The 25,691-nt window shown below is 71.4% G+C and carries 19 protein-coding genes and 1 pseudogene; 12 read left to right on the plus strand and 8 right to left on the minus strand.

Annotation, left to right across the window (positions count from 1 at the left end):
- Nucleotides 1-863: carboxylesterase family protein (locus ACFWBW_RS17095; protein WP_385373181.1), on the minus strand; the 863-nt coding region annotated here is incomplete at its 3' end.
- Nucleotides 864-897: 34 nt separating this feature from the next.
- On the opposite strand from ACFWBW_RS17095, the gene ACFWBW_RS17100 reads away from it, so the two are divergent.
- The 5 genes from ACFWBW_RS17100 to ACFWBW_RS17120 all read left to right on the plus strand — a co-directional run bounded on the left by ACFWBW_RS17100 (nucleotide 898) and on the right by ACFWBW_RS17120 (nucleotide 4,551).
- The gene (locus ACFWBW_RS17100) at nucleotides 898-1,104 is read left to right on the plus strand and encodes a hypothetical protein (RefSeq protein ID WP_385373183.1); all 207 of its coding nucleotides are present in this window, start codon (nucleotides 898-900) and stop codon (nucleotides 1,102-1,104) included.
- 2 nt (nucleotides 1,105-1,106) lie between these two features.
- Nucleotides 1,107-2,000, plus strand: a complete 894-nt coding sequence (locus ACFWBW_RS17105) for a LysR family transcriptional regulator (protein WP_385373185.1) — start codon at nucleotides 1,107-1,109, stop codon at nucleotides 1,998-2,000.
- A 57-nt stretch (nucleotides 2,001-2,057) separates the two neighbouring features.
- Nucleotides 2,058-3,113 (plus strand): tartrate dehydrogenase, encoded by a 1,056-nt coding sequence (locus ACFWBW_RS17110; protein ID WP_385373187.1) that lies wholly within the window; start codon nucleotides 2,058-2,060, stop codon nucleotides 3,111-3,113.
- A 716-nt stretch (nucleotides 3,114-3,829) separates the two neighbouring features.
- Nucleotides 3,830-4,048 (plus strand): hypothetical protein, encoded by a 219-nt coding sequence (locus tag ACFWBW_RS17115; protein WP_385373189.1) that lies wholly within the window; start codon nucleotides 3,830-3,832, stop codon nucleotides 4,046-4,048.
- A gap of 65 nt (nucleotides 4,049-4,113) precedes the next feature.
- Entirely contained in the window at nucleotides 4,114-4,551 is a 438-nt protein-coding gene (locus tag ACFWBW_RS17120) for an NUDIX domain-containing protein (RefSeq protein ID WP_385373192.1), read from the plus strand.
- A 39-nt stretch (nucleotides 4,552-4,590) separates the two neighbouring features.
- Here the strand turns inward: ACFWBW_RS17120 and ACFWBW_RS17125 are convergent.
- Together ACFWBW_RS17125 and ACFWBW_RS17130 are read right to left on the minus strand one after the other, a co-directional pair.
- A pseudogene (locus ACFWBW_RS17125) lies at nucleotides 4,591-4,686 on the minus strand (IS5/IS1182 family transposase); the annotation flags it as partial.
- Nucleotides 4,687-4,815: 129 nt separating this feature from the next.
- Complete coding sequence (locus tag ACFWBW_RS17130) at nucleotides 4,816-5,784, minus strand: ArsR/SmtB family transcription factor (RefSeq protein WP_385373194.1); 969 nt, start codon at nucleotides 5,782-5,784, stop codon at nucleotides 4,816-4,818.
- 106 nt (nucleotides 5,785-5,890) lie between these two features.
- Here ACFWBW_RS17130 and ACFWBW_RS17135 point away from each other — a divergent pair, with 106 nt between their 5' ends.
- The gene (locus tag ACFWBW_RS17135) at nucleotides 5,891-7,219 is read left to right on the plus strand and encodes an MFS transporter (RefSeq protein ID WP_385373196.1); all 1,329 of its coding nucleotides are present in this window, start codon (nucleotides 5,891-5,893) and stop codon (nucleotides 7,217-7,219) included.
- Between the two features lie 86 nt (nucleotides 7,220-7,305).
- Here the strand turns inward: ACFWBW_RS17135 and ACFWBW_RS17140 are convergent, their stop codons facing one another.
- On the minus strand, nucleotides 7,306-7,956 hold the full coding sequence (locus ACFWBW_RS17140; protein WP_385373198.1) for a winged helix-turn-helix transcriptional regulator: 651 nt from the start codon (nucleotides 7,954-7,956) through the stop codon (nucleotides 7,306-7,308).
- Between the two features lie 111 nt (nucleotides 7,957-8,067).
- Here ACFWBW_RS17140 and ACFWBW_RS17145 point away from each other — a divergent pair, with 111 nt between their 5' ends.
- Nucleotides 8,068-9,279, plus strand: a complete 1,212-nt coding sequence (locus ACFWBW_RS17145; protein ID WP_385373200.1) for a pyridoxal phosphate-dependent aminotransferase — start codon at nucleotides 8,068-8,070, stop codon at nucleotides 9,277-9,279.
- Between the two features lie 218 nt (nucleotides 9,280-9,497).
- Here ACFWBW_RS17145 and ACFWBW_RS17150 read toward each other — a convergent pair whose 3' ends face one another.
- Nucleotides 9,498-13,472 carry an AAA domain-containing protein gene (locus ACFWBW_RS17150; RefSeq protein ID WP_385373202.1) on the minus strand — a complete coding sequence of 1,325 codons (3,975 nt, stop codon included), beginning with the start codon at nucleotides 13,470-13,472 and terminating at the stop codon, nucleotides 9,498-9,500.
- 172 nt (nucleotides 13,473-13,644) lie between these two features.
- Here ACFWBW_RS17150 and ACFWBW_RS17155 point away from each other — a divergent pair, with 172 nt between their 5' ends.
- Nucleotides 13,645-13,863, plus strand: a complete 219-nt coding sequence (locus ACFWBW_RS17155; RefSeq protein WP_385373204.1) for a class I SAM-dependent methyltransferase — start codon at nucleotides 13,645-13,647, stop codon at nucleotides 13,861-13,863.
- A 112-nt stretch (nucleotides 13,864-13,975) separates the two neighbouring features.
- Here the strand turns inward: ACFWBW_RS17155 and ACFWBW_RS17160 are convergent, their stop codons facing one another.
- Entirely contained in the window at nucleotides 13,976-14,449 is a 474-nt protein-coding gene (locus ACFWBW_RS17160; RefSeq protein WP_385373206.1) for a hypothetical protein, read from the minus strand.
- Nucleotides 14,450-14,885: 436 nt separating this feature from the next.
- Here ACFWBW_RS17160 and ACFWBW_RS17165 point away from each other — a divergent pair, with 436 nt between their 5' ends.
- From ACFWBW_RS17165 to ACFWBW_RS17175, 3 genes are all read left to right on the plus strand, one after another.
- Nucleotides 14,886-15,923 carry a lyase gene (locus ACFWBW_RS17165; protein ID WP_385373207.1) on the plus strand — a complete coding sequence of 346 codons (1,038 nt, stop codon included), beginning with the start codon at nucleotides 14,886-14,888 and terminating at the stop codon, nucleotides 15,921-15,923.
- A 14-nt stretch (nucleotides 15,924-15,937) separates the two neighbouring features.
- Entirely contained in the window at nucleotides 15,938-17,341 is a 1,404-nt protein-coding gene (locus ACFWBW_RS17170) for a cytochrome P450 (protein ID WP_385373209.1), read from the plus strand.
- Nucleotides 17,342-17,410: 69 nt separating this feature from the next.
- Nucleotides 17,411-20,311, plus strand: a complete 2,901-nt coding sequence (locus ACFWBW_RS17175) for an ATP-binding protein (protein WP_385373211.1) — start codon at nucleotides 17,411-17,413, stop codon at nucleotides 20,309-20,311.
- A gap of 225 nt (nucleotides 20,312-20,536) precedes the next feature.
- Here the strand turns inward: ACFWBW_RS17175 and ACFWBW_RS17180 are convergent, their stop codons facing one another.
- Nucleotides 20,537-22,462 carry an FHA domain-containing protein gene (locus tag ACFWBW_RS17180; protein ID WP_385373213.1) on the minus strand — a complete coding sequence of 642 codons (1,926 nt, stop codon included), beginning with the start codon at nucleotides 22,460-22,462 and terminating at the stop codon, nucleotides 20,537-20,539.
- A gap of 170 nt (nucleotides 22,463-22,632) precedes the next feature.
- Here ACFWBW_RS17180 and ACFWBW_RS17185 point away from each other — a divergent pair, with 170 nt between their 5' ends.
- Nucleotides 22,633-24,246: a serine/threonine-protein kinase gene (locus ACFWBW_RS17185; RefSeq protein WP_385373215.1), complete on the plus strand. Its 1,614-nt coding sequence runs from the start codon at nucleotides 22,633-22,635 to the stop codon at nucleotides 24,244-24,246.
- A 233-nt stretch (nucleotides 24,247-24,479) separates the two neighbouring features.
- Here ACFWBW_RS17185 and ACFWBW_RS17190 read toward each other — a convergent pair whose 3' ends face one another.
- Nucleotides 24,480-25,619: a PucR family transcriptional regulator gene (locus tag ACFWBW_RS17190; RefSeq protein WP_385373217.1), complete on the minus strand. Its 1,140-nt coding sequence runs from the start codon at nucleotides 25,617-25,619 to the stop codon at nucleotides 24,480-24,482.
- Nucleotides 25,620-25,691 lie beyond the last annotated feature (72 nt).

Genomic DNA, 25,691 nt, shown 5'->3' on the forward strand with positions numbered 1-25,691 from the left:
ACCGGCACGGATGGTGTGTTCCGTTGTCCCCATTCCGTGGTTGCCGCAAGGATTCCGGCGGTGGCCTCGACCAGGCGAGGCCACGGCACCGTGCGCAGTTCGTCCTCGTCCTCGGCGCCGACGATCTCCAGATAGGCGGCGGTGCGGGCCAGCGACTCGGCAGGCGTGGCGAGGGGCATGGCGAGCGGGACGCTCTGCAGGATGGCCCGGTGGAAGAGACGGCCGCCACCTGCGTGGGCCGCGAGCGCCGCGGTGGAAAGGGCGCCGGCGGACTGGCCGGCGACGGTGACGTTGCAGGGATCCCCGCCGAAGGCGGCGATGTTGTCCTGGACCCAACGCAGCGCGGCGAGTTGGTCGGTGAGCCAGACGTTGCTGCCGCCCTCGGCGCCGTCGTCCGGCGCGAGGGACAGCAGGCCGAGCGGCCCGAGTCGGTAGTTGAGGTTCACCACCACCAGGTCGCCGTGGAGCGCGAAGGTCTCGCCGGAGTAGTTGGGCATCGCGCCGGACCCGGAGATGAAGGCGCCGCCGTGGATCCAGACGAGGACGGGACGGCGGGCGTCGTCGGTGCCGGGGGTCCACACGTTGAGCGTCAGACAGTCCTCGTCGAAGGGCGGGACGCCGTGGCCGCCGAGTATCGGGTCGCCCTCGCGGACGGCCTGTGGGGAACCGGGGCCGTACGCCGTCGCGTCGAGGGTGCCGGTCCATCCCGGATGCGGCTGTGCGGGGCACCACCGCAGGGGCCCGACGGGCGGCTCCGCGTACGGAACGCCCTTGAACACTGCCAGGTCGCCTTCGACGACGCCGCGGATCGCGCCCGAGCGCGTGTTCACGACGGGAGCAGCGCGGTCCTGAGTGGGGCCCATGGCAGTGCGTCCTTCCGGACCGGGATCGAGGATCTTGGACAACCTCACGATATTGCGTTTTTATGGCGAGCGTCAATATTCTTCGATCCACCATCAAGGGGAGGCTCGCATGGCAACGTGGCGCATCGGTGCGACGACGATCCACAAAGTGCTGGCAGCGGAGCTGCCCGTTCCCGTGGCCGGCCTGCTCCGGCGCGGTGGCGACGGGACCGTGCGGTTCGTTGCGGAAGACCTGCGCTGACCGTGGACTTCAGGCAGCTGACGTACTTGCTTGCCATCGTGGACCAGGGCGGCTTCAACCGCGCGGCTGCGGCCCTCTACGTGTCGCAGCCGTCCCTGTCGCAGGCCATCCAGGCACTGGAACGCGATCTCGGCAGCAGCCTGTTCCACCGGATGGGCAGGAAGGTGGTCCTGACCGAGGCCGGTACCGCACTGGTTCCCCGGGCACGTGAAGCCCTGCACGCCCTGGAGCTCGCCAGAGCGAGCGTCGGTGCCGTCCGTGAACTACGCGGCGGGCGCCTGGAGATCGCTGCGATGGCGTCGCCCACGGTCGAACCCCTGAGCACCATGGTCCAACGCTTCACCGAGCGCTTTCCGGCGGTGTCGCTCAGCCTGCGCGTAGCCCTCACCCGCGAGGCCGTGGTCGAGATGGTGCGCACCGGAGGCTGCGAGCTCGGACTGCTGACCACCTCGTCGCCACTGGCGAGTCGGGACGTCGTCCCGCACCATGTCGGAGACGACCGGCTCGTCCTGGTCACTCCGACGGACGGCCCCTTCCCGGCCGGACGGGCTGTTCGACGCGAACAGCTCGAAGGGCACCGGCTGATCGTCGGGCAGCGGGGGACCGGGATCCGGGCTTACGTCGACGACCTGAAGGCGCAGGGCATCGACGTCCGCATCGCGGTGGAGAGCGAACACCGCATGGCCTTCCTGCCCCTGGTGCTCGCGGGTGTCGGACTGGCGGTGGTGACGGCATCCTGGGCCGATCTGTCCGAGCGGGCCGGAGCCCTCGTCCTCGACCTGGAGCCGGCCTCCCTCCAGCACAACATCCTGGTCAGCCGCAAGGAGCAGCCGACGCCGGCTGCCCGCGCCTTCCTGGACATAGCCGTCCCGCCGGCCCATAGGGACAGCCTATGAGGGGCATCGGGGATACGTGTTGGACCCGGAGGGCGCCCGATTGCTGGAATTCGAGCCATGACGAACCACAGCATCGCCCTCATACCCGGTGACGGCATCGGCACCGAAGTCCTCCCGGCGGCACGGGAGGTCCTCGACACGGTCGGGCAGCGTCACGGCATCACCTTCACCTACGAGCGATTCGACTGGTCCTGCGAGCGGTACCTGCGACTCGGCTCGATGATTCCCGAGGACGGCCTGGAGCAGCTCCGCCGTCATGACGCGATCCTTCTCGGCGCGGTCGGCTACCCGGGCGTGCCGGACCCCATCTCCCTGTGGGGGTTGCTCATCCCGATTCGCCGGGCCTTCGGACAGTACGTCAACCTCCGGCCGATCCGCGTGTTCGACGGCCTTCCCAGCCCGGTGCGCGCCGCCGTGTCCGGCGAGGTGGACTTCGCGGTCGTCCGGGAGAACACCGAGGGTGAGTACAGCGAGATCGGCGGTCGGATGAACCGCGGAGGCGCCGATGAAATGGCGGTGCAGCAGGCCGTGTTCACGCGCAGGGGAGTGACCCGGGTCCTGGACTTCGCCTTCTCCCTCGCCGAGCGGCGCGGCGGCCGCCTCACGTCGGCGACGAAGTCCAACGGCATCGTGCACACGATGCCGTTCTGGGACGAGCTGGTGGCCGAGCGTTCCGCCGAGCACCCCACGGTGGCCTGGGATCAGGAGCACATCGACGCGCTGGCCGCGAAGTTCGTCCTCGATCCCGCGCGCTTCGACGTCGTTGTCGCCTCCAACCTCTTCGGGGACATCCTCAGCGACCTGGCGGCGGCGGTGGCCGGCGGTATCGGCATCGCTCCGTCCGCCAACCTCAACCCGGAGGGCGAGTACCCGTCCATGTTCGAACCGGTCCACGGATCGGCTCCGGACATCGCCGGGCAGGGCGTCGCCAATCCGATCGGCGCGATCTGGTCCGCCGGCATGATGCTCGACCACCTCGGCCACCCCGAGGCCGCCGCTGACGTCACCGACGCCATCGCCCGCGTCCTGGCCACCACCGCGGTGCGGACGCGAGACCTCGGCGGCCGTGCCTCCACCGCCGAATTCACCTCCGCCGTCATCCAGCACCTCTGACGGGCGCCGAGGCGGGGGCGCGCCGGGGCGGGGCGGTGAGAACCGCGCGCCACCGACCTCGATCCGCCCCGCCCCGTCAGAGCCCCGACTCCGCGTGCCAGATTCGGCGGGATGCCGGGAGCGGGTCCTCGACGACCGACGGGTCGGTGTCACAACAGGTGAGCCGTCGGCCGATCCGTTGTGAAGGGGGCCCAGCCGGGATCCCCCGAGGCGGCGAAGGAGACCCAGGAGGAACGGAGCTGTTCGGACAAGCGCGTGAAGTCTTCGGAGGGGCCCTTGCCGCCGAACAAGAAGCCGGCAAGAGGGCCTCGTGCGTGGTCGAAGGTCGCCGGTATGTCCACGGTGTGACAGGCGTCGAGGGCCCCGCGTCCTTCCCCGCTCGCGGCCTCCGCCGGTTCGAGCGCGCCGCGCACCGGGCCGGGGCCGCCGAGCGGCTGCTCGCCGGTCCAACTCCTGGAACACCGGCCCCGGCCGCCGTGCGGCCATCACCCGGGCCCTGGGCGGTTTCCGGGGCGAGGGCGGCACCGCCCTGGAGGAGATCCACGCCTTCCTCGCCCTGCGCATCCTCGGCGTCATCCCGGCAGCCCGGCTGACCGGCCACGACCTCCTGCTCGTGCTGATCAAGCTCGCTGAAAGCCAGGGCCCGCTCACGACCCTCGGCACGTTCCTCACCACCACACAGGCACCTCACCCCAGCCCCGGTGAACGGAGCAGCCATGTCCCTGCCCCTGCTTGAGATCCCCCTCCAGGGCCGCAACGCCCTCGTCACCGGCGGCGACACCGTCGCCGTCAACCACCTCGGCCAGGACCCCGACGCCCATGCCCTCCTCGCCGCCTTCGAGCGCGACGGAAGCCCCGACATCGCGGCGAACGCCGACCTGACCGCCCCGACCGCCGTACAGACCATGGCTGATCTCGTCCGCGCCACCGGGTAATTCGTCCACGTCGATGGCGGCTGGCTGCTGCACTGAGACGTCAACAAGCAAGGAGACAGAGCGAAATGATCGAACGAGTCCGAGCCGTCCTCGTCACCGCGGACGACACGATGCTGGTCATCCGCCGCACCAGGCCCGGAATCCCCGTGTACTGGGTGCTGCCCGGCGGCGGGGTCGAGGAGAGCGACGCGTCCCGGGAGGCCGCTCTCCACCGGGAGATCCACGAGGAGATCGCGGGGAAGGCCGACATCGTCCGTCTCCTGCACACGATGGAGTCCGAAGACGAGCGTCAGCTCTTCTACCTCGCCCGCATCACGACGTGGTCCTTCGAGGACCGCACCGGCCCCGAGTTCAGTGCCGAGGGTCGTGGCGAATACGCGATCGAGGAGATCCCGTTGACCGTGGACGGGCTGGACTGTATCGACCTCAAGCCCGAGGAGATCGCCCACGTTCTGCGGGCTGCCATCGGCCCCGGCACGCTCGGGACCGGGGCCGTGGCCTAGCTGTACGACGTACGGACACGCCGTCGGGGCCTCTTTTCAGGCTCCGGCGGCGTGCTGGTGGGCCCGCACGATCGTCGAGTCGACGCAGACGATCGTCCAGTCGACCTCGCCGATCGCATCCGAGTGCTGCTGAATGGTTGGGCAGTTTCCGGTGGTGTGTGGCCGCGTCGTTTGTAGTGGCTGACGCGGGCTTGGTGTTGTCGTTGGCGGCGCCACTGGGACCAGTGCAGGACGTGTTGAACGGGTGCTGGTCGGCGGTGGGGGCTACCGGCCGGCGCCCGTGAGGAGTTCCTCCGCCACACCCGTCCGTGAGTAGAGCACGACCCGCCCCGCCCGGTGCGCCGACACCAGACCGGCGGCGCGGAGCGCTCCGAGGTGCTGGGACACCGCGCCGGCGGTGAGGCCGGTGCGCCGGGCCAGTTCGGTCGTCGCGGTGGGTGCGGTGAGCTCCGCGAGGAGCCGCGCCCGGGAGCGCCCGAGCACCCGGGACAGGGCCGCGGAGGCCGATCCCGGCGGGGCCCCCCACAGCGTGCCGATGCCGCGCGGCGGATACCGTAGCGTCGGCTGGTACACGGCGTCCGTCGTCGCGAAGACCCGCGGCCACACGAACGCCGACGGCACGAGCAGCAGCCCTCGTCCGTCGAGTCGTCGCACGCCCCGCAGGAAGCGGTGCTCGACCTTCAAAGTCCCTGACGACCAGGCCAGTTGGGGTGCGAAGTCCTCGAAGAGGCTGTGCGTGCCGTCCTCGGCGAAACGGCGGGCCCGGTAGTGGATGTCGGCCTCCAAGTGCATCTGGATGCGGGGCCAGTACGGGGCCATCGCGAGCTCCCAGAACGCGGCGATGGCATCGGAGAGGCGCCCGAGCCCGCGCCCGGGATCCGCGCGCAGTGCCTCGATGCCGGCCTGCGCCTCGGGCGCGGAGGCGCGCAGCCGTTCGGGCGGGGTGGCGCGCAGGGCGGCCAGCTCCACGCCGAGCGACGGGCCGGACGTGCTGGGCGGAGGGCAGAGGAACCCGGGGACGGAGGTGGCCGTCACCGGCACCAGCGCGGTCAGCGGGCTCAGATCGAGCCGTGCGGCCGCGATCCGGTCGCGTGCCTGCCCGGCCCACCGGCGGTGCAGCACCTGCTCGTCGGCGCCGGACAGGATCCGTACCCCCGCGACGACCTCCCAGAGCGGCGAGATGGCGAAGCGGGTCCGTGCGACGTCCTCGGCCGAGAACTCGATCTCGAGCACCGGGCGCCCTCCTCCCTGGAAGGCCCTGGAGGCCGACCGTGCGCCATGGATTTAGGACAGGCTAAAACATTGGGTCGGAGCTGCGGTGACCGGCACCGTAACGGGCATGCCCAGACACCTCCCCGCGACCGCCGACGCGCACTCCCCGTGGCGATCGGGCGGCTTCCGCGTGCTCTTCTCCGCATCAGTTCTCGGCGTTCTCGGCACGAACGTCTCCTACGTCACCATCCCGCTGATCGCCGTACTCGCCCTTGACGCGGGCCCCGGGCAGGTCGGGGTGCTGGCCGCCCTGGGCACGGCGGCGTTCCTCCTCATCGGCCTGCCGGCGGGGGCATGGGTCGACCGCGTACGGCCCCGTACGGTCCTGGTCGCCGCGGACCTGCTGCGCGGCATCCTGCTCGCCGGGATCCCGCTGGCCTGGTGGTGGGACGTCCTGACCTTCGAAGGGCTCTGCGCGGCGGTGTTCCTGAGCGGGGTTGCGACCGTCTTCTCCGACGTGGCCGCGCAGAGCGCCCTGCCGCAGCTGGTCCGCCCCGAGGCCCTGGTCCCGGCCAACTCCGCCATGGTGAGCTTGATGGCCGCGGGCAACGTCGCGGGCCGGGGCGCGGGGGGCGCGCTCGTCCAGCTCCTCGGCGCACCGGTCGCTCTGGTGTGCGCGGCGGTGGGCCACCTGGGATCCGGGCTCCGGCTGATCCGCATGGAACGCGGCGATGCCGCTGACATCCCGGGCATGGCCGACGGCCCCCGCCGGGGCCCGAGCCTGCGCGCCCGGATCGCCGAGGGCCTGCGGCACGTCCTGCGCCACGGGGAACTGCGCGCCCTCGCGCTCACCGGGGCACTCGGCAACCTCGGGACGGTCATGGTGAACACGATGCTGCCCGTCGTCTTCACCCGCGAACTCGGTCTGTCCGCAGGCGCACTGGGCCTGTTCTGGGCGGTCGGAGGAGTCGGCCTGCTGGTCGGAGCCCGCTGCGCACGCCGGCTCGCCGACCGGTTCGGGCATGGGCGGGCGCTGGTCCTCGCGGACGCCTGCCTCGCCCCGACGGGACTCCTGGTACCCCTGATGGACCGGGGCATCTGGTTGTGGGTGGCGGGTGCCGGATGGTTCCTCTTCGCCGTCAGGACGGGGACGGGCAACGTCCTCGGAGTGAGCCTTCGCCAGCGCCTGACCCCGGATACCCTGCTCGGCCGTATGAACGCCACCTTCCGCTTCGTCCTCACCGGGGCCATGGCCCTCGGCGCCGCCCTGGCCGGTGCCATCGGTTCCTACGGGTCTCCCGGCGCGGCCCTCTGGTCAGGCGGAGCCCTGCTCTGCCTGGCCTCCGTCCCGACTCTGGTCTCCCCGCTGCGCGGGCGTCGCGAGCTCCCGCCCGCGGGCGCCGCCGGGGGCACCCTGCGCGGATCGGGCCGGGGGACGTGCCGTACCGCTTCGTGACGCGGCGCGGGCCCTCGGCAGGGGCAGGGGGCGGCTTCCAGCCCGACCTTCACGCGCTACCGGCTTGCAGTACTAGAGCTGCGCGGTCAGTCCCCGCGCAGCGCGGCGGCCACCGGGCCCTCGCCGTGCACCTGGAGGCGGCCTGCTCTGACGGCCTGTGCCACGCCGAGCGCGCCCTCGCCGAGCTCCCGGCAGGTGTCGGCGTCGAGTACGAGGCGTGCGTCCGCCGCGTCGGCGGGCCCGTCCCCGTAGACGGGCACGTCCCCCCGGGTCGGGCCGAGGCGGACGTGGAACACGCCCTCGTCGAGGACCACGTCGACCACGGCCGGTCCCCCGGTCGCCGGGAGGCGGCGTAGCAGGGGGAGGGCGTACCAGTGCGCGCGCAGCGCGTCGGTGGGGCGGCGTTCGGCGAGGTCGGGGGCGCCCCATTCGGCGAGTGCCGTGAGCACGGGTAGTAGTTCGGCGCCGCGTGAGGTCAGCTCGTACACGGTCGCGGGCGCCGGCGGTGGCAGCTTGCGGCGGGTCGCCAGGCCCTGCGCCTCCATGTCCTTGAGCCGGCCGGCCAGTACGTCCGTGGAGACGCCCGGCAGGTCGGCGTGGAGGTCGGTGTACCGGCGGGGGCCGGCCAGCAGCTCCCGGACGATCAGCAGGGTCCATCGGTCCCCTACCGCGTCCAGGGCGCGGGCCGAGGCGCAGTACTGGTCGTAGCTTCGGCGGCGTGGCTGACGAGGTGACATGCAGCGAGTCTAGACAGGGTGTTGGACTTTCCAAGCTTCTACTTGGTAAAACCAAGCAGGTAGTCCGGAGTGCGGGAACAGCGGGAACAGCGGGAACAGGGAGGGCACGGCATGGAGTTCAGGCAGTCGAGCAAGCTCAGCGAGGTCTGCTACGAGATCCGGGGCCCGGTGATCGAGCACGCCAACGCGCTGGAGGAGGCGGGCCACAGCGTGCTGCGGCTCAACACCGGCAACCCGGCCGCCTTCGGCTTCGAGGCGCCGGAGGAGATCGTTCAGGACATGATCCGGATGCTCCCCCGGGCCCACGGGTACACCGACGCGCGCGGGGTGCTCTCCGCCCGCCGGGCCGTCGTCCAGCGCTACCAGGCGATCGGCCTGACCGATGTGACGGTGGACGACGTCTTCCTCGGCAACGGCGTCTCCGAGCTGGTCTCCATGGCCGTCCAGGCACTGCTGGAGGACGGGGACGAGGTCCTCATCCCCGCCCCCGACTTCCCGCTCTGGACCGCCGTGACCACCCTCGCGGGCGGCAAGGCCGTGCACTACGTCTGCGACGAGTCCGCCGACTGGTACCCGGACCTCGACGACATGGCGTCCAAGATCACGGACCGCACGAAGGCCGTGGTCATCATCAACCCGAACAACCCCACGGGCGCCGTCTACCCCCGGGAGATCCTGGAGGGCATCCTCGAACTCGCCCGCCGCCACGGTCTGATGGTCTTCGCCGACGAGATCTACGACCAGATCCTGTACGACGACGAGGTCCACCACCACGCCGCCGTCCTCGCCCCCGACCTGGTCGTCCTCACCTTCTGCGGGCTCTCGAAGACCTACCGGGTGGCGGGGTTCCGGTCCGGCTGGCTGGTGGTGAGCGGCCCCCGGCAGCACGCGCGCAGCTACCTGGAGGGGCTGACCATGCTCGCCTCCATGCGGCTGTGCCCCAACGCCCCGGCCCAGTACGCCATCCAGGCCGCGCTCGGCGGACGCCAGTCCATCAAGGAGCTGACCGCCCCCGGCGGGCGCCTCCTCGAACAGCGCGACCGCGCCTGGGAGAAGCTGAACGAGATCCCCGGCGTGTCCTGTGTGAAGCCGAAGGGCGCGCTGTACGCGTTCCCGCGCATCGACCCCAAGGTGCACCCGATCCACGACGACGAGCGGTTCGTGCTCGACCTGCTGCTGCGGGAGAAGATCCAGGTCGTCCAGGGCACGGGCTTCAACTGGCCCCGCCCCGACCACTTCCGGATCCTGACCCTGCCGTACGCCGACGACCTGGACGCGGCGATCAGCCGGATCGGCCGCTTCCTGAGCGGGTACCGCCAGTAGGCGAGGTCCGGGGTCCGGGGGTCCGGGCGGGACGTTCGGAAACGGACGATCGGCGAGGTCCGGCGACGGGCGGTTGTGCGCGCCTGCGCCGCGGCCTCGGGCCGTCGGGAACGGTCGACGAACCGGTCGCGGCCACCTTCCGGATCCCCTGCTGGTTTGGTGCCGGTTCGCTGTCCTTCACGGCGTGTAGCCCTCCGCCCTGCCGGCCCCGTCGGTGGTCATTCCGTGTCCGGCGGCCATGTGGTGCGGTCGCGGAGGTGGTGGAACTCTGTCAGCTGGGAGGCGAGGACGTCGAAGTGGGGGAGCGGGGCCCACAGGCCGCGCTCGCCGATGACGTAGAGGCGGCGTTTGGCGCGGCTCGCGGCGACGTTGAGGAGGTGCGGGGTGCGGGCCGCCCAGTCGCGGGCGCCGGGGCGGCCGCCGCCGAGCACGAGGACGACGACATCGGCTTCCTTGCCCTGGGCCCGGTGGACGGTGGCGCAGCGCTCGTCGATCAGTTCGGACGTCCAGCCTTCACGGCCGCGACAGATCTTCTGGCATTCGGCGACGAGGGCCCGGAAGGGGGCGATGATGCGTACGCGCTCGATGTCGACGTCGTGCCGGTGCAAGTGGTCGAGGACGAACTCGAAGGCTCGGCGGTCACGGTCGCCCCACGGGGCCTCGGAGGGGCGGCCCGGGTCGTCGGTGTTGAGCCAGCGGCTGGGGAGCAGGCCGTCCCGTTCCGCATCAGGGAACGCCTTGGGTGCCGTGCCGTAGACCATGAGGCCGCCGTACGCGACCTCGTTGCTGACCGTGAACATCGGCTCTTCGCAGCGGCGGTGCACGCGCAGCGGCGAGCCCACCCAGACGTGCTCGTCCTCGGTGTCCGGGGCGGGCAGGTAGGTGCCATAGCGGTTGGTCCGGTCGGCGACGGCCTGGGCCGAGGTGGCCGAGGGCAGCCAGTGCTCGTTGACTCCGTAGGCGCGCAGCAGCCGGCGCTGCAGGGCCGTGGGCATGGTGACAACGGGTTCGAGCTGGAGCGGATCACCGACCAGAACGGCACGGCGGGCGCGCCACAGCGCGCCGGCGGCGGCCTGCGGGGTGGCCTGCCCGGCCTCGTCGACGAGGACCCAGCCGATCGACTCCCGGCCGAGGCGGGCGAACATGCTGCCGACGGAGGAGAAGGTGGTCGAAACGACGGGCACCAGGAGGAAGAGGGTCTGCCAGGCGCGCTCGACCTCCTCGTCGGGTACGGGCCCGTTGGTGCCGGCCATCAGTTCCATGAGGACCTGGAGGTTGCCGCGGACCTTCTTCGCGGCGCCGGCGACGAAGGCGCGGTGCAGGTCGAGGGCGCGCAGGAACAGGTCGCTGCGGGCGGTGGACCATGCCTCGTCGGACCAGGGCGAGCCGAGTTCCTGGTCGGCTTCGTCGAGGTGCGACCAGCCGAGCGGCAGCGACGGCAGCGTCAGGGCCGCCTCCCGCAGTTCGCGGTGGCGGCCGTCGAGTTCGGCCACGGCGGCCCGCAGGTCGCGGCGGGACGAGTCGGCGACCCACCGGGCGTGCCGAAGGGCGGCGGCTGCCGCGGCCTCCCGCGCGCTCGCGGCCCGTTCGTGGTCGAGGGCGGCGGTGAGGCCGGCGGCGGCCTCGTCGACGGCGGCGGCGGACCCGGTGTGCCGGCCGGCGGCCAGGGACTCGGCGCGCACGGCCGCGGCGACCTGCTCCACGGAGTCCTCGAGCGCGGCGCGCTGCTGGACGAGCAGGTGCGCGATCTCGGCCTGGGTGTGCTCCTGCTGTCGTTCGGCGGCCTGCCGCTCGGCCGAGCTCTGCAGCAGGCGGCGCAGCCCGCCGCGCAGGCCCCGCTCGACAGCCGGGGGCGTGTCGTGGCGGGCGGTGAGCGCGGTCACGTACTCACGGTGGTGCGCGGCCACTTCACGGGCGGCCGAGAGGTCCGCGCGGGCGGTGGCCAGCTCCTGGCGGGCCCGCGGTACGTGCTCGGAGGCCGTCCCGTGTCCGGCCTCGGCCATCGCCGTGGCCGTCCGGGCGGTGATGGTGGCGGCGGCAGCCCGGTCCAGGACCGTCGTGGCGGCGGCGGCCTGCTGGTCGGCCCGGGACACGGCGGCCTCCAGGTCCGCGATCCGCTGCCCGGCCGACGGGGACTCGACGGTCTCCAGGGCCCCGGCCAGCCGGGCGCGCCCGGCGCGCAGCCGCTCGACCTCGGCCTGGGCGCTGCGGAACGCCGTGACGGCATCGGTCCACGAGGGCACGGGTTGGGCGGGCCCGGCCATCGCAGCCGGGGCCTGGCCCGCAGGGACGACCGGGCGCCGGCCGGCGGTCGGGGGCTTGGGCGGAATCCAGTCGCGCAGGATGTTCTCCATGCCGCGCAGCGGTGGCAGTCCCGCGTCGGAGCGGGCCTCGGTCTCCTTCTCTGGCAGCTGGCCCCACCAGAACCGGTTTCCGAACTCCTTGCGGTTGGACTTGTTGCCGAGCACCGCCGCGACCAGACCCCAGGCCGGCCCGCCCAGGAGCGCGGAGGCGAGGTCGGAGAAGTGGTCGGGGCCGTCATGCCAGTGCTCGCCGAGCGCGCCCATGCCGGGCAGTTCGGCGGTGATGTTCTCCACGGCGCCGTTGTTGGAGGAGGCGACCACGATCTCGAACCCGGTCAGCCGCTGGTCGAGCCGCGACACGAACCGGGGATGCCTGCCCTGGCGGTCCCTGCCGTGCCACGCCGGACCGGTGAACGCCTTCCCGGGCCGGTCGAACGTGGCCAGCACCGCCGCCCGCTCGACGACCAGTGCGGCGACCAGGTCGCGCAGCATCGTGGTCTTGCCCGTGCCCGGCGGGCCGTTCACGGAGAACATCCCGCCCTCGGTTCCGGCCCGGTCGGCGAGCATGCGGTCGACCGCGAACTGTTGGCTCAGCGCGAGCGGGAACCGTGCCGGCGCAGGCCAGCGGCCGGCCGGAACAAGGTCCGGAGCCACCCCTTCCAGGACGACCTCGCGTTCCCCGCGCACATCCGTCCGCGCCCCCACGGCGACGGAGTCGAGCTCGGTCAGGTACGCCTCCAGCGCCGGGCCGATCCCTTTTCCGACGGCCGCGGACACCCGGGCCAGATCCGGCGGGAGAAGACTGTTGAGGAACGGCGCTGTGGCGGCGACCTTCGTCCGCGGGTCCCGCGGCCGGTGGACCAGCCTGCTGCGTACCCGGACCACCCTTGGCCGCAGGTGGTCCCGTACCCCGCACAGGTCGGCGATCTGGGCGGTCAGGGCGACCAGATCGGCGAACCCGAGCGCACGGGGACCGGCGTCGGCCCCGGACTCCGCCTCCGGCGGCGTGTTCGGACCGTCGGCCGACGCCCTCTCGGGAACGCCCTCGGTGCCGTCCGGCCGCCCGGATTCGGCCTGCTCCTCGGCGGGCCGGCGGGCCGCGACCCAGTCCGCGGCACGGCGAACCAGGGGTTCCGCCGCGCCCTGCAGGGCGGCGCCGGCGACCTCGCCGAACAGGGCCCCGACCGCGCCGACGGCCGCGCCGCCCAGGATTTGGGCGAGCAGCCGCTGCCAGCTCCCCCCGCCGGCCGGCGTTCCCGCCACACCCCCTGAGTCGGGCCACGGCTCGTACGTCGTTCCGGCGGCCGTGGTGGTGGGGCCGTATGGGATCGTGGTGGCCGTGAGCTCGTCGATCGCAGTGCCGAACGCTTCGTTGAGTTCCTCGAAGCCGTCCAGCCACCCCGCTGCGGACGGCCCCGGATCGAACAGACGCCCCGTCGCCCAGCCGCATGCGGAGATCACGGACGTGTCCTCGAGCGGTCGGCCCCCGTCGTCCAGGACCAGTGCGAACATCGCGCTCTGGCCCGACAGCACCAGCTCGCTCTGCGGCACGCCGGGATCGGGATCGGTCCCCGCGGGCAGTACCGCGATCATCGCCTGGCGGAGCAGCTCCAGGTCGAAGACACCGCAGTAGACCTCGTGCCGCCACATCCGGCCGTACGGTGCCCGCCGTGCCCCCGTCTCGGGATGGTCCGGCGCCCACGGTAGGCGTGGCGGTGTCTGGCCCGGCTCCGGGGTGAGGTCGATGACGTACTCGTCCCTCGGCCCGGAGCGGGCGGCGGGGCGTCGGCGGGGTAGTGCCGGGATGGTCGGCGGGCTGAACAGCTCGATCGCACGCCAGCACTCCAGCAGAGCCTCCCGCCGACGGTCCTGCGCGTGTCCGCTCCGCACCCACTGCCCCCGTGTCGCACACGCGGCATCATGCCGCTCCCCTGAAGATCAGCTGTACAGCCGAATCTACCGGACCGTCAGCAGTCCGGGTCCCGGTCAGAGGATCCTCGGGTGCTGGAACGCCCAGCCACAAACGCCCAGCCACACAGGGCCGGTTCGGCTACTCCGCCCCATGCTGGAGCGCGCCCGCGAGAGCGCCCGCGTCGAGGGCGCCGCCAACGCATCCTTCACCCAGGGCGACGCCCAGAGCCATCCCTTCGCACCGGACACCTTCGACGTGGCGATCGGCCCCACGGTGCGGCTTGGCGCCAGTGGGCGCGCTCGAACTCCGTTGTGGGCCGTACGCCTTGCCGGTTCGGTACGCCCTACCGGCTTCGCCCGGCAGTGGTAGATCTTGCGGGCGGCGGCGGCGGCGGCGGCGACGGGGGCGGGCATGGACTGGCAGAACGATTCGGCTGCTGGGGTGCGCGGCGTGTGGCGTATGGGTTTGCGCCCCTGGGCACTCAGGGAGCCGGGGAGTCGGTCGCGCGGGCGATGCCGTCGAGGCGGCCGTCGATCCACGCGTGCCGCGCCGCGTCGCGCGCGGCCGGGGGTGCGCCGGGGTGTCGGTTACGGGTGCGGACGTTCTCCACGACCGCCCAGCCCTTGCCGCCGTCGAGGGTCCTGAACTCGACCAGGTGGTGGTCGAGGTGTCCAGTGATCATCACTGCCATGAGGGACAGGTACTCTCCCCGGAGGTCGGGGGTGAGCTCGCCGCCCTGCGGCCCTCCGAGGAGGACCTGTTGTTCCTCGGCCAGGAGCGTGCAAGTGGTCTGGACGGCCCGGACGAGTGCCTCGAACTGCTCCCCGCCCAACCGCGTCCGTAAGAACTCCAGATGGGAGCCGAGGACGTCGTCCGCCTCGAGGCCACCTCCCGACCCGCCGGGATCCACCTGCGCTCCAGGCCCTCCAGGGTCCGGCGGATGGTTCTCGGTCACGCTTCCGCCCTTCCCCCAATGGCCGTTGCCCTGCGCAGTGTAGGCAGAGGCCCGCGCTCCGACGGCGCTCTTCAGCCACCCGGCCAGCCCCGGCTGCCTTCTCTGCGGCGCCCCTGGCCCCAGGCGCCCCGCACCCAATCGACTATGCCAATTGCACATTCAAAATGAATGCGATTTCGGCAATTCCGGGATGGATTACCCGCGTTCACTCTCCCAACGTTGACAGCGTGCTGCGTCTTGAGGGTAAATGAGTTCACAGGTGGCCTGATGTGGTCGCAGGTAGGCTGGATCAGGCCACTCCGTGACCGGTTCATTCCGCCCGTCACCTGGTGTGGCCGTGGCGATGTCGCAGTAGAGGGGTGTTTGGGTCGCGGGTGTACAGCGTGGTCGTGTAGTGAGCGGGTATTGACGAATCCGATTCTTCCGTGGGGGATCAATGGCCCAGCTCAGTTCCTTCTCCGTCCCCGATTTCCACCTTCCGTTCGGAAACTCCAAGCATCCCGGGGCCGCCCGGGCGAACGCCGAGGCGACCTCGTGGGTGTTGCAACACGAGCTCGTGACCGCCGCGGCCGAGGAGTTCTCGGGCATCGGCGTGGGCCACCTGGCCGGCCGGGTGAGCGGTGACGTCCCCTACGAGCGGGTCCTCCTGCTCGCCGAGTGGATGGCCTGGTCGTTCGTCCTGGACGATCAGCACGACCACCTCATCAGAGCGGGAGAGGTCGCTGCCTGGCGGCCCGTCACCGATGCGATCACCGGCTATCTGCGAACGGGGCGGATCGAGAGGTCGGCAGCGGGCCGAAATCCGTTGGTGACGGGATTCGTCGACCTGTGCGACCGGATCCTGGCCGGCATGTCCGAGGGGACCGCGGCCCGGTACCGCACCCATGTCCCCCTCATGCTCCGCTCCTTGGACCAGGAGGCGGGCAACCGCGCCACCGCGCGACGCCCGGGGGTCCAGGAGTACGCCCTCATGCGCCGCCACAGCTCCCAGATCCTTCCGATGATGGACATGGTGGAGGCCGGGCTGGGGATCGACCTCCCGCAGAACGTCCACGACCTCCCCGAGTTCCAAGCTCTCGCCGCGAGCGTGCTCGACGTCATCTCATGGGGCAACGACGTGTTCTCCCTGCCGAAGGAGCACGCCTGTGGGGACACCAACAACCTCGTCTCCCTCATCTCCTTCTGGGAGAGGTGCTCCCTCTCCGACGCCGTCCAGGCGGTCGAAGGGCGCATTCAGGAGCGCATCGAGCAGTACCTGACCGAAGAGCAACGTCTGATTCAGGCCGTCCATGCGCTCCCCGGGACGGAACCGTCGCTGGTCGACGCGGTCACCCGCTGCGTGCGCAGTTACGAGGACTGGATGATCGGCGCCGATCTGTGGCAGCGTTACGAGTGCACGCGGTACAGCGACGAACGGTTCGCGGCCGGACTGGAGTCTGCGTACACCCGCCCGGATCTCATATCCGCGGCGTGACGGAAAGTCAGTCCATGGCATCTGAAGCGCATTCCGGTCCCGAGGTCCATGCTCCGGTCGCCCCAGGACGGCTGCCGCTCCTGGGCCACGCACTGCAACTGTGGCGCCGGCCGATCGCGTTCCTGGAGTCGCTCCGGGAACACGGCGACATCGTACGGCTCGACATCGGGACCTGGCCCGTCCACGTGCTGACGAGCCCGGAGCACGTCCACTCCGTACTGGTCCAGCAGGCACAGCAGTTCGGCCGGGGAAGGATCTTCGACAGGCTCCGCCCGGTGTTCGGCAACGGGATCGTGACCACCGACGGCGACTTTCATCGCAAGCAGCGCCGGATGATGCAGCCCGCCTTCCACCGCAACCACATCGCCGAGTACGCCGAGGTGATGTGCCGGCAGGCGGAGGTGATGTCCGCGTCGTGGACGGCAGGCCGTGAGATCTCCATGGTCACGGAGGCGCGCGGGTACGCGATGTCCTCGGTCGCCGAGATGATCTTCTCGGGGGACCTGAGCCGGCCCGCCGTCGACGAGGTGCACCGCTCGCTGCCCATCGTCCTGGAGGGCATGCTCGTGCGGGCGGTCATGCCCAAGTCACTGGACCGGCTGCCCATTCCGTACAACCGGCGGTTCGACGGCGCAGCCGCCCGGCTGCGCCGGATCATCGACGAGGTGATCGAGCAGTACCGCGCCGAGAAGCCGGCCGAGCGGGGCGACCGCCAAGACCTGCTCTCCTTGCTGCTGGCGGGCGTGGACTCCGAGACGGGCTCGACGATGGATGCCGAGCAGGTGCGGGACGAGGTCATCGCCATCATGCTCGCCGGCACCGAGACCTCTGCGACCACCCTGTCCTGGATCTTCCACGAGATCGGCCGGCACCCCGAGGTGGAGGCGCGCGTCCACGCCGAAGTCGACTCGGTGGTGGGGTCCCGGCCCGTGCGTCCCGAAGACATACCCGCGCTGACCTACACGCACGACGTCTTCCAGGAAGCCCTGCGCCTGCATTCCCCCTTGCTCTTCACCCGCAGGGCCCTGGCCCCCCTCACCCTCGGCGGAATCTCGATCCCGGCCGGCGCGGAACTGGCCTACAGCCCGTACGCGTTGCACCGGGACCCCGTGCTCTTCCCCGACCCCGGCGTCTTCGACCCGGACCGCTGGCAGAAGGGGGCGAAGGAGCGGTCCCGTACTCACAGTTACGTCCCGTTCGGGGCCGGCCAGCACAAGTGCATCGGCGATTCCTTCGCCGTGGCGGAGATCCTGACCGCGGTGGCAACCGTCGCCCGGCGATGGCACCTGAAGCCCGCCCCGGGCATCACCGTGCGCGAACTTCCCGCAGGGATCCCGCAGCCCAGCGAACTGCCGATGATTCCCGTGGCGCGAAAGGTACAGCACTCTTCTCATACGAGTGATGAGATACCGCAATAGTGTGCTGAAACAGCATCAACTTCTCCTCCGGCCCGTACACTCTGCCGCACGTGCTGGAGGGGGCAAAGAATGTCGCAGGTCACGGAACCGAGAAGCTGGAACACTCAGCCCCTGCTGGAACGGGAGGCGGAAGTCCTCGCGATCCGACGCGCGGTGGACGTGCTCTGCGGCATCTCGGGCAGTGGTTCGGCCAACCGCAGCGGGGGTGTCCTGACCTTCGCCGGATCGGCCGGCATAGGCAAGACCACCCTGCTGAACGAGGCCCGCCGCCACGCCGCCGACCGCTCCTGCACTGTGCTCTTCGCACGCGGCGGCGAGCAGGAGCGGCAGGTTCCGTTCCACGTGATGCGCCAGCTCATCCAGCCGGCCCTCGCCGCCATGAGCGAGGACGAACGGCGCGACGCGCTCGGCAACTGGTACGGCATCATCGCCCCCGCGCTCGGGCTGACCGCCGCCCCGAAGGGTCCGACGGGGCCCGACCCGCAGGGCGTGCGCGACGGACTCGACTGGGTGGTCACGCATCTGGCGGTACGCAACGCCCCCGTCGTGCTGATCGTCGACGACGCGCACTGGGCGGACGCGGAGTCCCTGAGCTGGCTCACCTCCTTCGCGGCGCGCGCCGGGGAACTGGCCATGCTGATCATGGTGGCCTGCCGGCCCGACGAGATCCCCGCCGACGCCGGTGCGCTTCGCGCCCTCATGGGACGCCAGGGGACGCGCCCGCACGAGCTGGCTCCCCTGACCACGAGCGCCGTCGCGCGCGTCGTGCGCGACGCCCTCGGTGAGAACGCGGACAACGTGTTCTGCCGCGAGTGCTGGGCGATCACCGGCGGAAACCCCTTCGAGGTGGTCGAGCTGGTCATGAAGGGCCGCGACCGGGGGTTGAAGCCGTACCAGGGCAACATCCCCCAACTGCGCGACCTGGCTTCCGCGGTCAAGGGCAGCGGCCTGATCGACCGGCTCGAACAGCTCGGCCCGTCCACCGTCCGGCTCGCGTGGGCCGCCGCCGTCCTCGGCACCGCGGTCCCCCTCGGCATCGTCGGTGGCGTGGCCGCGCTCGGTGAGGCGCAGGCCGCCGAGGCCATCGACCGGCTGCGGGCCGCACGCATCCTGACCGTCCTCACGGGCGTACGGCGCAAGGAAGTCGTGGAGTTCTTCCACCCGCTCATCGCCACCGCCGTGTACCGCTCGATTCCGCCCGGTGTACGCGTAGGCATGCACGGGATGGCCGCCCAGGCCGTGATCGACGACGGGCAGGGTTCCGCGGCCGCCGCCCGCCACCTGCTGGAGATGCACCCCGAGGGCGACCCGTGGGTCGTGCAGCAGCTGCGCCAGGCCGCGCGCGAGAGCTTCTCCGCGGGCGCTCCTGATGCCGCGCGCCGCTACCTGGCACGTGCCCTGCGCGAGCCCCCGGAGGTGGAGGACCGCGCCGAGGTCCTGTTCGAACTCGGATCCGCCAACCTCCTGCACGATCCCGCGACGACGATCAACCAGCTCAGGGCCGCGCTGGAGGAGCCCAAGACCGACCAGGCCCTGCGCGAGGCGATCACGTACCGGCTCGCCCAGGCGCTCGGCCACACGGGTCAGCTGGGTCTGGCGGCAGGGCTCCTCGCGGACGAGGCCCGGCGTGCCACGAGCTCCCGTACGCGGCTGCGCATGCAGGCTGAGCAGTTCAAATGGAACGCTGTCCGGTTCGACGAGGAGAACTCGCCCGCCCGCTCCCGGCTCCTCGCCCAGTTCGCCAAGCGGCTCACCGGTCGGGGTCTGCCCGAGCGGCACATCCTCGGTCTGCGGGCCTGGGACGCCGCGATGCGCGGCGAGTCCGCCTCCACCGCCCTGGAGTACGCGGAACAGGCGCTTGACGGGGGCATGAGCTGGACCGACCAGGACTTCGGCTTCGAGGTGCCCGCCGTCCTCGCGGTCACGCTCATGTACTGCGACCAGCCCGGCCGGGCCGAGGACCTCTTCAACACCGCGATCGTCGAGTTCGAGGGGAAGGGCTGGCGCGGCGCGCACCTGTCGTTCGTCTACACCCTGCTCGGCTACGTCCGCTACCGGCGCGGGCAGCTCGCCGAGGCCGAGGACTTCGTACGCAACGGCCTGCAGATCGCCGACCGCGTCGGGACCGGGATCCCGGCGCAGTGGTACGCGATCGGTACCCTCATCGAGACCCTGCTCGCCCGGGGGAACACCGCCGAGGCCCAGCGCATCGCCAAGGCCTACAAGCTGGCGGACGGCTTCCCCCAGGCCGTGGTCTATCCCGATCCGCAGGCCGTGTGGGGCAAACTGCTCCTGGCCCAGGGCAGGATCGAGGAGGCGGAGCACCACCTCACCGCAGCCGGCCGGCGCCTGGATCTGCGCGGAACGCGCAATCCCTCGTGGAGCCCCTGGCAGCTGGACCTGGCGCTCGCGCAGGCAACGCACGCGCCCGAGCAGGCACAGGCCACGGCGGCCGAAGCGGTCGCACGGGCCCGCGCGTTCGGGACGTCCAGCGTGATCGGACACGCCCTGCGCGTCGCGGCCGCGGCCACGGACCCGTCCCATGCGGTGGGCCTGCTGCAGGAGGCGGTGGAGCACCTCGAACAGTCTCCGGCCGCCTGCGAACTCGCGCACGCGCTCATCGACCACGGCATGGCCCTGCACGCCATCGGCGACCCGCACCAGGCGGCACAACAGACCTACCGGGGCATGGAGTTGGCTGCCGACTGCGGCGCCGACGGGCTCGTGAGCCGGGCCAGGGCCCAGCTGGCCTCGGCAGGTCTGCGGCCTCGCCGTCTGCACACCTCCGAGCAGGACACCTTGACCGTCGCCGAGCTCACGGCTGCCCGCCAAGCCTCGGCGGGGATGGACAACAGGGCGATCGCCGCGGCGATGCACACCAACGCCCAAGCGGTGTCCGAGCTGTTGTCCGCGGTCTTCACGAAACTGGGCACCGGCCGGCTCGGACTGCACCGGGCGCTCGGAGCCTGATCGCCCGGCCGGCCCGGAGGAGAACCCGGGCCGGCGCCGGTGTCCCCGGCGCGGACCGACGGCCGTCTGCACGTGAATCCCGTGATCACCGCCTGGCACAACGGGGTGCTCGACGGGGTCAACACTGCTGGCGCTGGGGGCTGTTCGTGAGTCGATTCCTCGCGGGCGGGCCCTGGAGGTGGCGCTTGACTTCGCGCTGCCGTGGTCCGATGCCTTGCAGGGATGTCAGCCGACAGGGGCGGGTTTGCGGGGGTCGGTCGGGCGCGGGACGAAGACCGGGGAGTCCGACTGGTAGAAGAGGTCGATGTCGGCCTCCTCGCCGCCGACGATCAGGGTGTCCCATGCGCCGCTCTCCCGCAGGGTGCGGAGGGTGGCCGGGGCGATCGAGGCGAGGTGGGAGCGGAGTTCCCCGTCGCCGGGTAGGCCGGGCATCCGGGGCGCCAGCCGTTCGCGGATTCCGGCCATCCGGTCCAGGAGCGCGTCCAGGTCGTTCCCTTCCCCGGCGCCGCCGGTACCGGGGAAGGCGACCGCACTCCCTCCGGCCTCGGTGCTGCGCGCGATGATGTCCTTGATGGCGCGGGTGACGCCCTGTTCGTCGGTGGTCACCATGGCGTTCCAAGCCCGGCTCTTGTGCCGGTACTGGAGCATGGACATCGCCGCCTCGTGGCGGATGAAGTCGGCGTCCCGCAGCGGCTTGCCCCGCCAGGCGCGGCTGAGTGAGCGGGCCAGCGAAGTGGCCGAGGCCAGACCGCTGTTGAGGCCGCGCCCGGGCCAGAAGTGAATGGCGTTGGCCGCGTCGCCCAGGAGGAAGCCATAGGTGCCGGGAGAGGTCGCGGTGGGTTGGTGCAGCTGGGCGGTGAACCGTGGGCGCTGCACCATGTCCAGGCGGAAAGAGGTGATCGCGGACAGGTCCTCCTCGGCCACCCCGAACAGGCTGAGTCCCTGCCGGATCTCCTTCCACAGGGGGGAGCCGCGCAGCAGGGCGGGCAGGAAGAGGGTGCCGTGGGTGGGGCAGCGGAACTCGTTGTCCTCCTCCTGCCGGCTCATCAGGCAGGGCCGGGCGGCGATGCACTCCTCGAAGACCTGGCGGACCGGGTCGATGCCGATGACGTTCTTGGTCTCCTCCCGGGTGAGTCGCATGTTCAGGAAGCCCTCGCCGCGCAGAGAGTTGAGCAGGAACCGGTTCTGCGACACGGTGAGCAGCACGCTCATCGGGTCCGGCAGCGTCGACTTGACGCGCAGCCCCAGCACGATGTCCTGGAGGTGCTCGCCGTCGAGGGAATAGATCGAGGCGTCGGCCGAGCCGAAGCGGTCGGCGTAGTGCTCCCGGGTGCGGGAACGGCCGCCCTCGGCGACCACAAGGACGTGTTCCTGGGTGATCCGGTTCTGCTTCTCCGTCGCGTCGAAACGCTCGGGGACCAGGCGGATGGACGGCCTCCGGTTGGCCAAGTCCAGTAGCTGGTCCTCGATGTGGGCGATCCGGATGTTGCGGGGCGGGCGGCCGTCGACCGAGTCGGGGCCCACGGGCCACATCTCGGAGTAGGCGCCACCGTCGTCGAAGAGGGCGGTGAGCACCTCCTCGGACAGGGCGAGGTACTGCCGGCTCTGGACGGTCACCACCTGCTGGCGGCGGAAGTTCCCCTGGGTCTCGTCCTTCCAGACGACCGAGGAGCCCTTCCTGGTCCAGCGCCCGTCGTAGACGGTGATGGCGGTCCGCCCGGGCAGCATCTCGTCGAGCGCCAAGGCGAAGGCGAGGCCCACCGGGCCGCCGCCGGTGACGGTGACCCGCAGGGTGCCGGGGTCCGCAGCGCTCGGCCGGGGCACGTCCAGGAGGGAGAGGTCCATGACCGTCTCCATCACGTCCGAGGCCTCATAGAGGAACGTTTCATCGCCGATCCGGATGCAGTCGTTCGGACGCAGTACATGCCGTGTGACGCGCTGGTCGTTGACGAATGTGCCGTTGCGGCTGTCCCGGTCGTAGAGGACGAAACCGGCGTCCTCGTTAAGGATCTCGGCGTGCAACCGCGAGGCACTGGGGCTGACGATCACGATGCCGTTGTCGCTCTTGCGCCCGAAACTGAGGGGCTCGCTGCCCAGGACCACGCTCTGCCCGGTGAAGGGACCAGTGCTTCCAACGATGACCGAAGGCACGCCACGCTCCTTGAAAAAGACTCCTGCTGACTCCTCGTACGACGCAACACGCGATGGCGAACGTGCTCGGTTCAATCATTCTCGAAAAATCTCGACCACCCCGTTGAACTGGAAGTCCCGGTCCGTACGTGATGTCAGCGTCGGTAGGCGATCAGAGGAGAACCGCCCCCATGCACAACGAGGAATCCGAGACCGTGACGGAGAGCACGCTCGCTGCCACCACAACGGGCACGACCGCGGCCGCCACCGCGGCCGGACCGGCCGCCCCGGGCGGGGAACGCCTGGTCGCCGGCCGCTACCGGCTGCTGTCCCGGCTCGGCGAGGGCGGTATGGGCACCGTGTGGCGAGCCCGCGACGAGACGCTGCACCGCGAGGTCGCCGTCAAGGAGGTCCGGGCCCCGGCCCACCTGCGTGCCGGCGACATCGAGCGGATGTACAGCCGGTTGGAACGTGAGGCGTGGGCGGCCGCCCGGATACCCGACCGCAATGTGGTGACGGTCCACGACGTGGTCATGGAGGACGACCGGCCCTGGATCGTCATGGAGCTGATCCGCGGGCAGTCGCTGGCCGATCTGCTGCGCGCCGAGGGGCCGCTCACACCACGCCACGCCGCACACATCGGCGCTGAGGTGCTGTGCGCGCTGCGCGCCGCGCACGCCGTCGGGGTGGAGCACCGCGATGTGAAGCCGGCGAACGTGCTGCTCGCCGAGGACGGGCGGGTGGTGCTCAGCGACTTCGGCATTGCAATGGTCGAGGGCAGCACCGCGCTGACCATGACCGGCGAGGTGGTCGGCTCGCCCGAGTACCTGCCGCCGGAGCGGGCGCTGGGCCGCCCCTCGGGCCCCGAGTCGGACCTGTGGTCCCTTGGCGTGATGCTGTACGCGGCGGTGGAGGGGATCTCGCCGTTCCGGCAGGACTCCGCGCTGAGCACCCTGCGGGCCGTCGTGGACGAGGAACCGCCGGAGGCGACCCGGGCCGGTCCGCTCGCCCCGGTCATCGCGGGGCTGCTCCGCAAGGAACCGGGTGAGCGGACCCCCGCCGAGGAAGCCGCCGCGGCCCTGCGTGGTATCGCCCACGAACCGGACGCCACCACGACCGCCGCCCGCGTCCTGTCGGCCCCGGCGGAACGCGCTTTGGCCACTGGAGCAACAGCCACTGGAGCAACAGCCACGGCAGCAACAGCCACGGCAGCGGCGGTCGCGGCGACAGCTGCGGCTGCGGCAACGGTCCCCAGCGCGATGGCGCCCACCACCGCGGAGCCCGTCGCTGCCGCACCCACCTCGCCCGCCCCGCCCGCGCACCCGACAGCCGAGGTGCCGGCCGCCCCGCCCGGCAAGCGACGCCGTACGGCTGCCTTCGTCTCGGCAGGCGTGGCCGCATGCGTACTGATCGCCACCGGGCTGGTCTACGCCCTCAGCGGCAACGACGAGGGTCCCGACACCGGTTCGGGCGGCGTACGGATGTCGGTGGCGGGCGCGAACACCACCTACACCGGCAGCTGCCCGACCCCCGAGAGCCGGGCCCCGGCCTTCACCGCGACCTTCACCGCCTCCGAGCCCACCCTGATCTCCTACCGCTGGGTTTCCGGTGACGGCTCGGTGGTGGATCCGCACTGGCGCACGATGTCCATCGGGGACAAGGCCGACCCCACCGGGCACGACACCGTGCGCCTGACGACCTACGCGAAGGCCGGCACCCTGACCACCGGAATGGCCGTGGAACTCCAGAGCCCCACCCGTACCACCTCCAACCCGGTCCCCTTCTCCATCACCTGCACCGGCTGATCGCGGATGCGGCATCGCGGGCGTCGCCGATGTCCCCGCGGCCTCCGGAGCCGGGTCGGCGTGGAGGCGCTTGCGAACTCCGTGTCCTCACGGGGGCGGGGAGCCCGCTCGGTCATGGCCGCATGAGCCGGCTGGTGGCACCGGGAAAGAGGCTCGATTCCTGGACTGCTCGCGGGCGTGGACGCGGGCGCGGGCGCGGGCGTGGGCGTGGACGCGGACGGGCGAAGTGCGCGTCAGCTGACCCGAAGGCCGACCGCCAGTGTCAGTTCAAGGACGCGGTGTGGCGATGCGAGATCCGGAAACAGTTCCCGCAGCTGCGACATCCGGTAGCGGACTGTCTGGGGATGGACGAACAGCGCCGCCGCCACCTCGTCCCGCCTGCCCTGGTGCAGCAGCCACGCCCGCAGCGTCTCCTCCAGCCGCCGTGCGGTCGCGGCGGGCAAGGTCCGCAACGGGGCGAGGGCTCGGGCGCGCAGGTCTGCGAACGCGTCCGCGTCAGCGCTCAGCACCAGCTCGGGCAGGTGGTCCTCGGTGTCGCGAATGTCGGGGGAGAGGGAGCGCGCGCGTGCGGCTCGTGCGTACGAGTCGGACGCACGAGTCCATGGCCGGGCCGGGCCGACCACGGCGGTGCGGTCGGTCAGCTGCCGCAGGAGATGTGATCGGTCGGCATCGGGGACGAGCAGCACACCGGTGTCGTCCGGCAGATCGTCGAGGACGAGGGTGCTCGGGTCGAGCGCGCGGTAGGCGGGCCGGGCCTGGGCGGCGGGCAGCAGGACCGCGGTCAGCGAAACCGGAGGCTGCCACCCGGCCCGTTGAACAGAGGCGAGCAGCACGTCCGGGCTCGCGTCGGCGAGGAGATCGCGGGCCAGGTGTTCCAGGTGGCGCTCGTGGGCCCTGCCCCGGGCGGCCAGTTCGTCGGCGTGGCCCGCGGCGCTCGCGGCGGAGAGCTCGTCGATGTAGGCGAAGGTCAGCTCGGCGAACTTGGCGACCTCGGCGGCGGGCAGACCGGCGGGTACGGCACCGGCTGCCAGGCATCGCCAGGCCACGCGGGCGCCGACGCGGTAGGCGCTGAGCAGGGCGTCCATCGAACGGCCGTCGCGCACCTCGCCGCGGCCCAGCTCATACGCCGCGTCGCCGCCGTCGCCGCCCGTCGCGTTTCCGCTCGCGAGGTCCAGGTAGTGCGCCAAGGCGGTGCGGACGGAACGGCGGATGGTGCCGCCCATGCGGCCCGAAAGGGCGTTGGCGTAGGACGGGACCTCGTCGATGATCGCCTCGACGACCTCGTCGGCGGTGGTCTTCAGCGCGGCCCGAAGTGCTGTGACCGTCGTCTCATCCAAGGCCAGTTCGGTGGCCCTACGGATTGCATGGCTCATGTTTTTGTTCCCTGTGAACAATTCAGCCGACCAGATTTACGTCCTTGGGACAGGACTTTACGCCCTGAGGCA

It is taken from the genome of Streptomyces sp. NPDC059957 (assembly GCF_042730015.1).
Lineage (GTDB): Bacteria > Actinomycetota > Actinomycetes > Streptomycetales > Streptomycetaceae > Streptomyces.

Bases quoted from the DNA above. Each gene is read 5' to 3' on its own strand.
- ACFWBW_RS17110 (WP_385373187.1), top strand. From the start codon at position 2,058: ATGACGAACCACAGCATCGCCCTCATACCCGGTGACGGCATCGGCACC.
- ACFWBW_RS17115 (WP_385373189.1), top strand. From the start codon at position 3,830: ATGTCCCTGCCCCTGCTTGAGATCCCCCTCCAGGGCCGCAACGCCCTC.
- ACFWBW_RS17120 (WP_385373192.1), top strand. From the start codon at position 4,114: ATGATCGAACGAGTCCGAGCCGTCCTCGTCACCGCGGACGACACGATG.
- ACFWBW_RS17135 (WP_385373196.1), top strand. From the start codon at position 5,891: ATGCCCAGACACCTCCCCGCGACCGCCGACGCGCACTCCCCGTGGCGA.
- ACFWBW_RS17140 (WP_385373198.1), bottom strand. From the start codon at position 7,956: ATGTCACCTCGTCAGCCACGCCGCCGAAGCTACGACCAGTACTGCGCC.
- ACFWBW_RS17145 (WP_385373200.1), top strand. From the start codon at position 8,068: ATGGAGTTCAGGCAGTCGAGCAAGCTCAGCGAGGTCTGCTACGAGATC.
- ACFWBW_RS17155 (WP_385373204.1), top strand. From the start codon at position 13,645: ATGCTGGAGCGCGCCCGCGAGAGCGCCCGCGTCGAGGGCGCCGCCAAC.
- ACFWBW_RS17165 (WP_385373207.1), top strand. From the start codon at position 14,886: ATGGCCCAGCTCAGTTCCTTCTCCGTCCCCGATTTCCACCTTCCGTTC.
- ACFWBW_RS17170 (WP_385373209.1), top strand. From the start codon at position 15,938: ATGGCATCTGAAGCGCATTCCGGTCCCGAGGTCCATGCTCCGGTCGCC.
- ACFWBW_RS17175 (WP_385373211.1), top strand. From the start codon at position 17,411: ATGTCGCAGGTCACGGAACCGAGAAGCTGGAACACTCAGCCCCTGCTG.
- ACFWBW_RS17185 (WP_385373215.1), top strand. From the start codon at position 22,633: ATGCACAACGAGGAATCCGAGACCGTGACGGAGAGCACGCTCGCTGCC.
- ACFWBW_RS17190 (WP_385373217.1), bottom strand. From the start codon at position 25,619: ATGAGCCATGCAATCCGTAGGGCCACCGAACTGGCCTTGGATGAGACG.